General features: G+C 40.4%; 13 protein-coding genes. 8 read left to right on the forward strand and 5 right to left on the reverse strand.

The genetic code is table 11. The annotated features are described in order from the left end of the window. Positions 1-9: 9 nt before the first annotated feature. Positions 10-1,155: an ABC transporter permease gene (locus IGJ01_RS06695; RefSeq protein WP_034878640.1), complete on the forward strand. Its 1,146-nt coding sequence runs from the start codon at positions 10-12 to the stop codon at positions 1,153-1,155. Then, positions 1,142-2,314, forward strand: a complete 1,173-nt coding sequence (locus IGJ01_RS06700) for an ABC transporter permease (protein WP_430601547.1) — start codon at positions 1,142-1,144, stop codon at positions 2,312-2,314. Before IGJ01_RS06695 ends, IGJ01_RS06700 begins: the two co-directional genes overlap by 14 nt. A 52-nt stretch (positions 2,315-2,366) precedes the next feature. Here IGJ01_RS06700 and IGJ01_RS06705 read toward each other — a convergent pair whose 3' ends face one another. Continuing rightward, positions 2,367-3,338 carry a diacylglycerol/lipid kinase family protein gene (locus IGJ01_RS06705; protein WP_008379780.1) on the reverse strand — a complete coding sequence of 324 codons (972 nt, stop codon included), beginning with the start codon at positions 3,336-3,338 and terminating at the stop codon, positions 2,367-2,369. Between the two features lie 658 nt (positions 3,339-3,996). Between IGJ01_RS06705 and bsh the strand changes: the two genes are divergently transcribed. Beyond that, complete coding sequence (bsh, locus tag IGJ01_RS06710; RefSeq protein ID WP_430601548.1) at positions 3,997-4,971, forward strand: choloylglycine hydrolase; 975 nt, start codon at positions 3,997-3,999, stop codon at positions 4,969-4,971. A gap of 59 nt (positions 4,972-5,030) precedes the next feature. Here bsh and IGJ01_RS06715 read toward each other — a convergent pair whose 3' ends face one another. Continuing rightward, positions 5,031-5,558 (reverse strand): FUSC family protein, encoded by a 528-nt coding sequence (locus tag IGJ01_RS06715; RefSeq protein WP_077452495.1) that lies wholly within the window; start codon positions 5,556-5,558, stop codon positions 5,031-5,033. A gap of 388 nt (positions 5,559-5,946) precedes the next feature. On the opposite strand from IGJ01_RS06715, the gene IGJ01_RS06720 reads away from it, so the two are divergent. Continuing rightward, positions 5,947-6,456, forward strand: a complete 510-nt coding sequence (locus IGJ01_RS06720) for a QueT transporter family protein (RefSeq protein ID WP_008379785.1) — start codon at positions 5,947-5,949, stop codon at positions 6,454-6,456. An 83-nt stretch (positions 6,457-6,539) separates the two neighbouring features. Here IGJ01_RS06720 and cbpA read toward each other — a convergent pair whose 3' ends face one another. Next, positions 6,540-7,178: a cyclic di-AMP binding protein CbpA gene (gene cbpA, locus IGJ01_RS06725; protein ID WP_008379786.1), complete on the reverse strand. Its 639-nt coding sequence runs from the start codon at positions 7,176-7,178 to the stop codon at positions 6,540-6,542. Between the two features lie 155 nt (positions 7,179-7,333). Between cbpA and rpmG the strand changes: the two genes are divergently transcribed. The 4 genes from rpmG to IGJ01_RS06745 all read left to right on the forward strand — a co-directional run bounded on the left by rpmG (position 7,334) and on the right by IGJ01_RS06745 (position 9,950). Next, the gene (rpmG, locus tag IGJ01_RS06730) at positions 7,334-7,486 is read left to right on the forward strand and encodes a 50S ribosomal protein L33 (protein WP_005229764.1); all 153 of its coding nucleotides are present in this window, start codon (positions 7,334-7,336) and stop codon (positions 7,484-7,486) included. Between the two features lie 12 nt (positions 7,487-7,498). Beyond that, a complete protein-coding gene (gene secE / locus IGJ01_RS06735; RefSeq protein ID WP_005229766.1) occupies positions 7,499-7,669 on the forward strand; it encodes a preprotein translocase subunit SecE in 171 nt (56 codons plus the stop codon). Positions 7,670-7,788: 119 nt separating this feature from the next. After that, positions 7,789-8,331: a transcription termination/antitermination protein NusG gene (nusG, locus tag IGJ01_RS06740; RefSeq protein WP_005229769.1), complete on the forward strand. Its 543-nt coding sequence runs from the start codon at positions 7,789-7,791 to the stop codon at positions 8,329-8,331. A gap of 128 nt (positions 8,332-8,459) precedes the next feature. Then, positions 8,460-9,950, forward strand: a complete 1,491-nt coding sequence (locus IGJ01_RS06745) for a DUF1576 domain-containing protein (RefSeq protein ID WP_244733408.1) — start codon at positions 8,460-8,462, stop codon at positions 9,948-9,950. Between the two features lie 153 nt (positions 9,951-10,103). Here the strand turns inward: IGJ01_RS06745 and sdaAA are convergent, their stop codons facing one another. Next, the gene (sdaAA, locus tag IGJ01_RS06750) at positions 10,104-10,976 is read right to left on the reverse strand and encodes an L-serine ammonia-lyase, iron-sulfur-dependent, subunit alpha (RefSeq protein ID WP_244733409.1); all 873 of its coding nucleotides are present in this window, start codon (positions 10,974-10,976) and stop codon (positions 10,104-10,106) included. Positions 10,977-10,989: 13 nt separating this feature from the next. Further along, positions 10,990-11,655 (reverse strand): L-serine ammonia-lyase, iron-sulfur-dependent subunit beta, encoded by a 666-nt coding sequence (gene sdaAB / locus IGJ01_RS06755; RefSeq protein WP_005229781.1) that lies wholly within the window; start codon positions 11,653-11,655, stop codon positions 10,990-10,992. Positions 11,656-11,880 lie beyond the last annotated feature (225 nt).

Here is an 11,880-nt window from a genome sequence, read left to right on the forward strand (position 1 = left end):
GGGGAAAACATGTTTTGGCATTTTTACAAATATCGCACAAAAGTGCTGTTGCGAAATAAATCCATGCTGTTTTGGACGTTGGCGTTTCCCATTCTCTTAGGCCTAATGTTTATGGCGGCCTTTGGGGAGATCGATCAAGCAGGAAATTTAGAGACAATCACGACGGGAATCGTAAAAAACGGGGATCAATCAGCGCTTTCGGAAAATTTTTCCGCGGTCCTTGAACAAGTGGAAATCAATGAAAAACCATTATTTGATCTTAAGGAACTATCAGAAGCAGAGGCAGTTGAAGAGCTGAATGCGGGTGATTTAGCTGGGTTTTATCTGATAGCTGACGAAACGATTTCACTCCATGTGGGGCAAGCGGGCATGAGTCAGACGTTGATGAAAAATGTAATGGATCAATTTTTACAACGTACAGCGATTATTTCTAGTAAAGCAGCAGAACTTGAAACGCTTGATCTTGCACCAATTATGGCCGCGTTTGAACAGGAAGCGACTTTTCAAGAAGTGAATGCTGATCGTGACATGAGTGTTAAAAGTTTTTATTTCTTTACTTTGATTGGGATGGCGATCCTCTATGGGACGATGTGGGGTGTTCGCAATGTTCAGGATCAGCAAGCCAATCAATCCGCGAATGGGATTCGGCTTTCCTTGATACCAAGAAAACGCACATTGGTTTCAAGTGCGAATTTAGCGGCGAGTTTTACGATTGTGTTAGTAGAAGTCTACATTATTTTAGCGGTTTTTCGTTTTGTCTATCAAGTAGACTTTGGTGAACGATGGCAGTGGCTACTACTGGTTGCCGCATTGGGATCATTGTGTGCGATTTTGCTAGGAACATTGATTGGAAATCTGACGCCAAAAATGAATCTGGTGCAAAAGGATGGCATTTTGATTTCCGTGACGATGGCGATGAGCTTTTTTGCCGGGATGATGGGCTCGGAACAAATCAAGTATTGGCTTGATCTACATGTGCCGATACTGGGGCAAATAAATCTCGTCAATTTGATCAGTGAAAGTCTCTATCAATTATACTACTATACAGATCTGGCTAGCTTTTATACCAATCTTTTATGGTTGACTGGCTTTATCGTCCTTTTCGCAATTGGAAATACTTGGATCGAAAGAGGGGTGCGCTATGACGCTTTATAAAACGATTTGGACTTTACTGAAGGCCAATAAGTCGAACTTACTAATTGGAGTACTGATCACTGTGGGAGTTACATTCTTTTATGCACAAAGCATCGACGTCGAAAACACCTCTTTACAAGAAGCCAACATTGCTTTGATCAGTGAAGAGGAGTCGCCAGTCGTTGACGGTCTTCGGGACTACTTGAAGGAGAAGCAGACCTTGGTCACTTTGGAGGGTACCTCACAAAAAGAAATTGATGATGCCCTTTATTTTAATCGCATAAACATCGTCTTGCATTTATCAGTAGATTTCACGGAACAGGTGGAGGCCGGCCAGATGCCAGCAATCGAGATTCAAAGCCGGCCAGATGCTTTCTCTAAAACCATTGTCACCCAGCAAGTGAACACGTACTTACAGACGCTTTTGCTTTTTAAAGAAGAAGGTAAAACAGTTAGTGAGGCGATAGAACAAGCACAAACAGCGTTAGCCGTCACTGGGCAAGTTGAACTCAGTACAGAATATAGTCAACGAATGAAAAAAATGTTAACAGGCATGACCTTTAACTTATTGTCATATGGTCTCTTTCTATCAATATTTAGCGGGTTTGGCGTGATCAATATGGCCTTTAATCGCAAAGCAATCAGCAAGCGAAACCAGAGCGCCCCTCTTGCTAAACGTGTCTTACAGCGGAAAATCCTGTTAAGCTTGATCAGTTATTCGCTGCTCTTAACTTTCGGCTTTTTATTACTGATGGTGTTATTAGTGATCCGCACGTCTTGGGATACAGCAGCTTGGTACCACATTTTGAACACGTTCTTGTTTTTATTACCAGTCATCAGCTTCTCGGCGTGTGTCACTTCCCTGGTGAAAAATTCAGAAGCAATCGGCGGGATCAGCAATATCTTTATAACCGGCAGCTGTTTTATCGGTGGTGTCTTTGTATCAGCTAATTTCCTGCCAGATATCGTCAATAAAATCGCGGCGTTTACACCAACGTATTGGTTTGTTCAAAACAATACCTTGATTAGCGAGACCCTCACGTACAATCAAGGGTTTACTGAATCGTTTTGGTTCAATGGCTTTGTCTTGGTTGCATTTGCAGCAGTATTTTCAATGATTCATTTTGTTTTGGGAAAAGAAGGCAGTCCTCGTTGGCAGTACAACTCAGCGAAAAACTAACAGGTACACAGAAAAAAACGATACAAATCGTTGCTGATTTGTATCGTTTTCTTTATGGGCACCAAAATAATTGATTGGCAGTAGTAAAGGTAATATCAAAGGGACGTTGGCCCATTTCTTCGCCATCTTCTTGTCCATGTTGGGGCACGGTAGAGATAATTCTCAGCTTCGACGTGGAGAGATGATGAAAGTAGCGTGAATTCATGTGTTTCTTACGCATCAGTAAACCGATCAGCCAGAAAATCTTGAAAATCGACACACGCTCAACGAGTACGAAATCAAACTTTTTCTCTCTGACTGAAGCGGTTGGGGCGATTGCAACACCGCCGCCAAAGTAAGGATGATTGGTCGTGGTGCACAAAAAAGCTTTTTTATAACTGAATTGTTGCCCATTACACTCGACTAAGATCGGAAAACCTCTTTGAAGAAACAAAACGCGGATAATTGCAGCGATATAGGAAAAGGAGCCGAGGTTGAACTTATTAAGACTGCTTTTTGCCACAGAGTGATTGGTGGTATAGACGATTGCCGCATCAAGACCAATACCCACATTATTAAGAGCGATGCCGTTTTCCTCTTGGATCTGCTCTTCATAGCGGATAATGGCCAATTCTTGGGGCTTAGTAGTACCGGCAATTTTCCAAAACGCTTTTTCCGGCTCTCGTGGCAGATCGATACTTCGCGCAAAATCGTTTCCCGAGCCAGCGGGGATGTAAGCAACGGGAATTTGTTGTTGTTCAAGTTGTAACTCTGATACTACTTGGTGCAGCGTTCCATCACCGCCGATAACCACCAATAATGGATAAAGCATCTCGCCATTTTCTAAATAGACATCATCCCAAGGCAAAAGGCGTTCTTTTAAGAGTTTTCTGGTGATGTTCCGTTCGTCGCCGGGTGATTTGGTTAGGTAGATTTGATGGGGGAAACGATGTTTTTTTACGATTCTTTGCACACGTTCCGCCGCTTTTTTTCCTCGTCCACTACCTGAAGCAGGGTTTACGAGGAAGTGATAATAATAGTTCATTTTATGAATAGCTCCATATCGTTTTTTCGTTCAATGCGGTTAATTATAGCATGTTTCGACAGAAGGCGGGGAGACGATGCCTGAAAAAAGAGCAAAAAAATAGATTCGACGATTGTGCTTTCTGGGTTTTCAAAGGTTCTTATGTCCACTTTGATCCTCAGGTAATGATGCCCATCGCCGAATCCTATTCAATTAGTAAGGAGTAACTCAAATTCCCACATCCTTTGTCTTTAATTCTAAGTTGACAACAATTCTTTTCTTGCAGAACCTGCTTCGTCTGCTTTACTGGGAATCCTTGCTCCTTACACTTATAGTATAGCACATTTTTCTCTTTTAGCAATCGCTTACATGATTTGGTAGTTGTCTTTTAGATAAATTTAAATAGTTTAAATAAAAGATAAAGGAGAAAGGAGAAAATTTTGATCATCGCCGATCATGATAAGCTCTTCTGAAGGAGTTGTAAACAAAATGAATCTGTGAGAAGGTAAGGATAGCCATGGAAAGTCCAACTAGATTCATCTTTCTTTATATGGTACATTAAAATGATTTTAAATCATTTAATTGTATTTTTATTATTATTTATTGCTTTTTCCTTGTTAAAAAAAAGCGATAGGAGTAAATTAGAAGTGTAAAAAAACTTATTTTAGGAGGAAGTATTATGTGTACTGCGTTAACTTATGTAACGAAAGATCATTATTTTGGCAGAAATTTTGATTATGATGTTTCTTATAAAGAAGTAGTGACCATTACTCCGAGAAATTATCCATTCAAATTTCGCAAAGTAAGTGAAATAGATCACCATTACGCAATGATTGGGATTGCTGCTGGTGTCGCTGAGTATCCACTGTATTATGATGCGGTCAATGAAAAAGGTTTAGGTATCGCTGGATTGAATTTTCCAGAAAATGCTGTCTACAATGAATTTCAAGAAGGAAAAGAGAATGTTACGCCTTTTGAGTTCATCCCATGGCTCTTAGGACAATGCGCTACTGTCGAAGAGGTAAAAGGGCTATTAGCCAATGTCAATCTCGTTCGGATCAATTTTAGTGAAGATTTGCCTCTATCGCCTTTGCATTGGATGATTGCTGATAAAAAAAGTGCCATCGTTGTGGAAAGTATGAGTGATGGCCTTCATATTCATGAAAATCCGGTGGGAGTTTTGACAAATAATCCGCCATTTGACTATCAATTGTTCAATTTGAATAACTACCGTGTGTTATCATCGAAAACTCCGGAAACCCATTTTTCTGACAAGCTGGATTTTGATGAATATAGTCGTGGAATGGGAGGCTTAGGTCTGCCAGGAGATCTTTCTTCGATGTCTCGCTTTGTCAAAGTAGCTTTTACCCGATTAAATTCCGTTTCTGGAGAATCTGAATTCGAAAGCATTAGTCAGTTCTTCCATATTTTAGGTTCGGTTGAGCAACAAAAAGGACTTTGTGACATAGGCAATGAGCGCTATGAGTACACGATTTATTCTTCTTGCTGCAATACAGATAAAGGAATCTATTACTATCGTACGTATGAAAATAGTCAAATCGTTGCAGTTGATATGAATAAAGAAGATTTGGAAGGTAATGTACCGATTTCTTATCCATTAATTGAAGACCAACAAGTTCTTTTCAGTAACTGATCCATTCTTAAAAAACCATCTCAAAGCTGTTTTGAGATGGTTTTTTTTCTTTTTCATTTTTAAAATGAATCACTCTCATTTGTTGTCGTCTTCGTCCCTGCGGTACTTTTATTCGGAAATGGAAAAAAGCGGTTCACCAATATTGCAATCGTCATGCCGATGAAACTATCAACAATCCGATTAAAAGCATACAAGTAAGATTCAGTTTGAGGAATCATAAATAAAATCGTCAATAGTGTGGCACAAGCACCAACTGTTCCCTCGGAATAATCAAATTTGACCAGTAAAGCGATCATCAACATGATCACTAAAGGGATCGCAATCATTTGTATAAAGGACGAATGTCCGAAAAAGTTAAAAATTGCTATACAAAACACGGAGGCAATTGCGCCAAAGCTATTACCTGCAATCCGATGTTTCCCGTATTTGACGGTGTTTTCATGATCTTCTCTTAATGTGAAAACAGCTGTGATCGTCGATACGACGTAGGTTTCTCGATTCAAAAGAAAACTGATCAAAATACATAGGAATACACTGATTCCCGTTTTTACATTTCTTAAGCCAAAGGTCAATCCAAATAAGTTCAATCATGACATCCTTCCAAAATAAATTTCAACGAATTAGATTATACCACATTGCAGGCGGTCATTCGTTTCGATTCTCAGAAAAACGAACACTGATTTTTCTTCGTAAGTCAAGATGCACCTTCTATCAGTAGTTGAATAGCTAGTTTGATGCTAAGAATTTTTCAACTTCGAGTTTGAAGTAATACAAAATGGAAAATGGCATTAATACTGATTCAAACAATCCATTTAAAAAAACTTTTGTTACTTGACTTCGAATTGATTCAATGAGTAAAAGTTTGGTTTATCATTGATATACATCGATTTTTGTGTATAATAAGTACTTGTGCGAAGTGCACCGCGGTTCATCAACCATCCCGCGTAATCAAAACTCGGAGAAAGTAGGGATCAAATGGAAAAATCAACAAATCTAACCAATCAACGTTTGCGTGTCGTCGCAGCCAATGGGATCATTATGGCACTTTATGTTGCTGTAACGGTTCTAGTCTCACCCGTTGCCTCAGGAGCGATTCAATTTAGGATATCTGAAGGATTGAATCACTTGGTCGTTTTCAACAGAAAATTGATGTGGGGTGTCGTTGGCGGGGTTGTAGTGTATAACATGTTCTTTGGAATGGGGATCTTGGATGTCGTATTCGGCGGTTTCGGAAGCTTCTTGGCTTTAGGAGCAACTGCATTGGTATATAAGAAGATTCCAAATGTTTTCGTAAGACTGGCATTTAATACCATTGTTTTTTCATTAAGTATGTTCCTGATTGCGATTATGCTAAATATCACCTTAGCATTGCCTTTCTGGCCAACATTTGCAACAACGGCATTGAGTGAATTTATTGTAATGACGATTACGGCACCGGTGATGTATATCATCAATCGTGCCGTTCGCTTCGATAAGCGCGTGTAAAAAAAGCTTGTTTTTTGCTTTGATGGTTCTCAAAAAACAAGAAAAAAGATCATTCCTAAGAAATGAAGGAATGATCTTTTATTTTATTCTGCTTTTAAGTCTTCGATCTCCACAACTTTGAAGTTTTTCGCTTCTAGTTGCGCAACGATCTTGTCGCATAATTCTTTTGATGTGTTTGCTGGTAAAGTGATCATCGTACGACGAATAAATTCGTCTTTACCGATGTCGAGAGTGATACAGCTAGCGATACTGCTGTATTTTGCGATTATTTTTGAGATAACCGCTAAGTCGCCTTGTTGACCTGTTGATGCGATCGTCAACACATAGCTTCCTTGTTCGACGCTCCATGATTGTGACAACATATTCAATAAGGAACTATGAGTCAAGATGCCGTAAAATTGATTGTTTTCATCTAGTACCGCAATATAAGGCAACTCTTTGATTGTAAAGAAAACCTTAAAAAATGAAGAGTTGACATAAATGAACTTCGTCGCATTTTTTAGCAGATAGGTGACGGGTAAAGTCATGTCACCGCCATTTGCTTTATGGCGATAGATGTGCATTTTATAAATATTTCCTCTAAAAATCTTTCCTGATTCATCTAGGATAGGCACACAACGATAACCAGACTCTTCTAAAATTGCCAGCGCTTCTTCTAAGGTAGCTGTTTCCTTTACCGTTGTTAAATCGCGTTTTTTGTAAACCATTGTTTTTAATAACATAATTTTCCCTCCCAAATACCCATTTAACACCATTATCATACCACAAAATCAGCAGAAACTATATTTATACGACAGAAAATCAAAAATTGACACAATCTTAAATAAATGGTATTTTTAGTGTTGGAAAACTTTATAAAAAGGGGGAGGACACTAAGATGGCAACGAAAAAAGCTGCTTTGGCTTGTTCTGTCTGCGGATCCCGCAACTATTCAAAATCAGTCAGTGAAGGTAAAAAAGGCGAACGCCTTGAAATCAACAAATTTTGCAAGTATTGCAATCAATATACTTTGCATCGTGAAACGAAGTAAGGAGGGAATCGAATGAAATTTTTGAAAAATGTTGTTGAAGAAATGAAAAACGTTTCTTGGCCATCAAAAAAACAATTACGCAAAGATACATTTGTGGTGATTCAAACAACCATTATTTTTGCATTGATGTTCTTTGTGATGGACACACTGATTCAAACGGTCTTCAATTGGATCCTAAAGTAACACTTCTTACTGATAGCGCTAGTCATTTATCACAAATCGTGCTATAATCGCTTTGAGGAAAAACTTCGGTGCAGCTGAGGTTTTTTTATTTTACAAAAAAGATGGGGAGTCCGAAAAAAATGGAATCTTTTGAAAAAAATTGGTATGTACTGCATACGTATTCTGGCTATGAAAACAAAGTAAAAGCGAACCTAGAGTCACGTGCACAAAGCATGGGGATGGGTGATTATATTTTCCGTGTCGTCGTTCCCGAAGAAGTAGAAACAGAAGAAAAAAACGGCAAAACCAAAGAAATCGTTCATAAAACATTTCCTGGCTATGTATTAGTTGAAATGGTCATGACGGATGAATCTTGGTACGTTGTACGTAATACTCCTGGGGTAACAGGTTTCGTTGGCTCTCATGGTGCAGGAAGCAAGCCAGCGCCTTTATTACAAGAAGAAATCAATTCAATTTTACGTTCGATCGGTATGAGTACTCGGACAGTTGAACTGGAAGTCGAAATTGGCGAAACCGTCAAAATCATCGAAGGTGCGTTTTCTGGTCTAGAAGGACAAGTAGCAGAAATCGATGAAGAAAAACAAAAACTAAAAGTGAACATCGATATGTTCGGTCGTGAAACCAGTACAGAACTTGATTTTGAGCAAGTAGATAAAATTTAACTGCTGGATAGACTAGCATGAACGGCTCATTTACGGTAAAATAACAGTAATGAGAATAAAGTGGACCAATTCGTTGGCCCACTTTTTTTCTCAAAATGAGTAAGCGCTTTATAAGAGGAAGGGGTCTTATGTCAAAATTATTTGCTTTTTTTAGAGTAAAGTTTCACAATGATTTTCATCCCCATACTAAAGGGATGATCTCTGTACATAATGGGTATAGCTTGTTGTTTCTTTTTAATTTGCTGCTGTTTTTCTTTGCCATGTTGTTTTTCGATCCAAGGGTGGCAGTCGAAGAGCTCAAGTTGATTTTATTTTCGGAAAGTCATCTTGTGACAGATTATATTGCTATGACTTCTGTAGGGTCGGCTTTATTAAACAGCAGTTTGATGACGTTTGTAGCGATCTCGATTTGCTATCATTATCGGGTGCCGATCACAGGAGGCGCGGTGTCTGCTATCTTTATGGTGACTGGGTATGGTTTTTTTGGGAAAAATCTACTAAATTTTATCCCGATATTTTTAGGCGTCCGTCTGTATTCGTATTTTATGAATGAACCATTGAAAAAATTTCTGTTGATTGCCTTGTATGGATCGTCGGTTTCTCCAATCGTCAGCTATTTTGCATTCAATGACTCACTACCGCCTTATTTTAGCTTGGTGATGGGGTACGGTATTGGAATTTTTACCGGTTTTTTGATGGTTCCCATGGCCTTATATTTTCAAGGACTTTTTCAAAGCGTCAGTTTATACAGTGCTGGATTCACTTCAGGAATGTTGTGTACATTAGTCGCCGCTATCTGTCGGATGTTTGGCCTAACGATTGAGCTAAGAACATTGGTGTCGCAAGAACAGCAGCCGCGTTTGATTCTCATGATGCTGGTTTTAGGAAGTGTGTTCGTAGGCTATGGGTCGCTGATGGCAATCAAGAAAAAACGATTGAATATGCGAGCGATTTGGTCTCATAGTGGCAAAATCGAACGAGATATCTTACGTGATACCGGCGTTTATAATACGATGATCAACATGGGATTGATGACGTTTTTGCTTGTGGCATATGTCGTCAGTATTGGTGCGGTTTTAAATGGACCAGTTATCGGTGCGATCTTTTGCGTCATCGGCTTTTCTGCTTGTGGCTCTCATGTCTTTAACTCGCTGCCTTTATTGGCAGGGGTGACGATTGCCAATCTATTGAGCGTATACACCATCAACGAGACGGTTACAGTCACGTCAGCGATTTTTGCGATGATGCTCTGTGCAGTAACAAATGCCTATGGCTGGAAAGGCGGCTTGGTGGTCGGTTTTGTGCACGCCTCAATGGTACTGAATATTGATTTCTTACATGGAGGTTTGAATCTGTATAACAATGGTTTTTCTGGCGGGCTAGTCGCCATGATGATCATTCCCTTATTGGATCTCAGCAAACAGCTTTGGCAAAAATCAGCCGATCAGGCGCAAGCTACCAAGGATGAAAAACCACAAATGGACTTGAAAGCACAAGAAAGCGAGCAGCCATTGGTCCCATTGGATCAAACAGAAGGAAAACCTAAATTTTCCGAGCCTGTGAAGGTATTAAAACCCGTTGCCCCAAAGAAACACTATAGGGTCGGCGAGTGGGAGTAGAAAAACCGCCAATGTCATTTGTTACTTGTTTAACAAACGGGGGTACTTGTCTTTTTGTCGCTGGAAATCATGGGAAAATGAAAACCAACCAAGAACAAGCAACGATTGGTTGTTCTTGGTTGGTTTTTATTCGTGTTCATTTCTAAAAAAACATCAACGATTGGCTTCTAAGATTTCTGCCTGTAGGCGTTGGGCAGTCGGCGTCATGGCTAGACCACCTTCAGCCGTTTCCTTGAAAATGCTAGGCATTTGTCGTCCTACTTGATACATCGCTAAGACCACTTCATCAGGTGGGATGACACTTTCGATTCCTGCTAATGCCATGTCGGCAGAGATAAAGGCCTGGGAAGATCCCAGGGCATTGCGCTTCACGCAGGGGACCTCGACTAAGCCCGCGACAGGGTCACAAATCAAGCCCATCATATTCTTGAGGGTGATCGCCACCGCTTGAGCCGCTTGGTGGGGGGTGCCACCTTTTGCACAAACCAAAGCCGCCGCTGCCATTGCGCTAGCAGAACCGATCTCTGCTTGACAACCGCCTTCGGCACCGGAAATCGAGGCATTGTTGGCAATCACCAGACCAAAGGCGCCGGCTGTAAACAAAAAGTCGACTTGTTGCGCTCGAGTCAGTGCCAAACGCTCACGTACGGCCATTAATACACCAGAAACAACACCCGCACTACCGGCAGTCGGTGTTGCACAGATCAATCCCATTTTCGCATTGACTTCGTTGACTGCAATGGCATTTTGGACCGCTTGTAGAATGGTTTCTCCGCTTAAAAAATCACCGGCAGCAAGGTAGTCGTTCATGCGAGTCGCATCGCCGCCGGTCAATCCCGTCACCGATTTTACACCAGCGACACCTTCAGCGACTGATTGTTCCATAACAACTAAATTCTTTTCCATGATTGCAAGGATCTGTTCGCGACTACGACCAGTATTTTCTGCTTCGATCGCAATCATCATCTCTGCAACGGAAGGATAATTTTTACTCTCTTTGACTAACTCTTCTATTGTATAGAACATGTGCTTATCTCCTTTAATCAAAATACGCAGCGCTGTAAACGTGCGGCAAAACTTTGATTTGTTGCGCCAGCTGATCATTGCGCTGATCGACTTCGATGATCATGATTGCTTTATCACCGACAGCTTCTCTCGTAACGGTCATCGTACCGATATTGATTTGAGCCTCTGATAGTAAATTGGTTACTTTCGCAATCATTCCCGGAACATCTTGATGGACGATCACATAAGTAGGGGTACCCAGTGTCAGAGAAATTTTGAAGCCGTTAAGCTCTGAGATTTGAATGTTGCCACCACCGATCGAGATGCCAGTGACAGATAGTTTGTGGCTACCTTTTGTCAAAATCATCTTGACCATATTCGGATGTTCCGCTTTTTCTTTTTTAGGGACGAATAAGACTTCGATCCCTTTCTCATAAGCGATTTTTAAAGAGTCCGCTAGGCGAGCATCATCTGGCTCCATGCCTAAGAGACCGCCAACTAACGCAATATCGGTTCCATGACCGCGATAGGTTTTAGCAAACGATTCATACAACAGGATATCTACACTGTCTGGCTGTTCGCCAAAAATACTGCGAACGATTTTTCCGATCCGGGCAGCACCGGCGGTATGAGAACTGCTGGGACCCACCATGATGGGTCCGATTATGTCAAATACACTGCGGTATTTTAATTGTTCCATTTTTTTCACCTCGATAGTAGTAAACGAATAGGGAAGAATTCCAGTAGTAGTGTAGCATAAAAAAATGAGAGAATGAAAAAAGCAGACCAAAAGCAAGTGATTTTTATTTCTTTTTTTAGCGATGGACTAACGAAAAGCGCTGGTGAGCATTTTTTCAAAAAAATCAGCTGAAAAACCTTGAATTATTCCATAAAGATGCTATAATATTCCAGTGTGCTTTCGTCA

It is taken from the genome of Enterococcus sp. AZ089 (assembly GCF_050547225.1).
In the GTDB taxonomy this organism is placed as follows: domain Bacteria; phylum Bacillota; class Bacilli; order Lactobacillales; family Enterococcaceae; genus Enterococcus_D; species Enterococcus_D entomosocium.

Excerpts from the sequence above, each read along its gene's own strand:
- IGJ01_RS06700 (WP_430601547.1), top strand. The coding sequence starts at position 1,142 with ATGACGCTTTATAAAACGATTTGGACTTTACTGAAGGCCAATAAGTCG.
- IGJ01_RS06705 (WP_008379780.1), bottom strand. The coding sequence starts at position 3,338 with ATGAACTATTATTATCACTTCCTCGTAAACCCTGCTTCAGGTAGTGGA.
- bsh (WP_430601548.1), top strand. The coding sequence starts at position 3,997 with ATGTGTACTGCGTTAACTTATGTAACGAAAGATCATTATTTTGGCAGA.
- IGJ01_RS06695 (WP_034878640.1), top strand. The coding sequence starts at position 10 with ATGTTTTGGCATTTTTACAAATATCGCACAAAAGTGCTGTTGCGAAAT.
- rpmG (WP_005229764.1), top strand. The coding sequence starts at position 7,334 with ATGGCAACGAAAAAAGCTGCTTTGGCTTGTTCTGTCTGCGGATCCCGC.
- sdaAA (WP_244733409.1), bottom strand. The coding sequence starts at position 10,976 with ATGTTCTATACAATAGAAGAGTTAGTCAAAGAGAGTAAAAATTATCCT.
- secE (WP_005229766.1), top strand. The coding sequence starts at position 7,499 with ATGAAATTTTTGAAAAATGTTGTTGAAGAAATGAAAAACGTTTCTTGG.
- cbpA (WP_008379786.1), bottom strand. The coding sequence starts at position 7,178 with ATGTTATTAAAAACAATGGTTTACAAAAAACGCGATTTAACAACGGTA.
- nusG (WP_005229769.1), top strand. The coding sequence starts at position 7,789 with ATGGAATCTTTTGAAAAAAATTGGTATGTACTGCATACGTATTCTGGC.
- IGJ01_RS06720 (WP_008379785.1), top strand. The coding sequence starts at position 5,947 with ATGGAAAAATCAACAAATCTAACCAATCAACGTTTGCGTGTCGTCGCA.
- sdaAB (WP_005229781.1), bottom strand. The coding sequence starts at position 11,655 with ATGGAACAATTAAAATACCGCAGTGTATTTGACATAATCGGACCCATC.
- IGJ01_RS06745 (WP_244733408.1), top strand. The coding sequence starts at position 8,460 with ATGTCAAAATTATTTGCTTTTTTTAGAGTAAAGTTTCACAATGATTTT.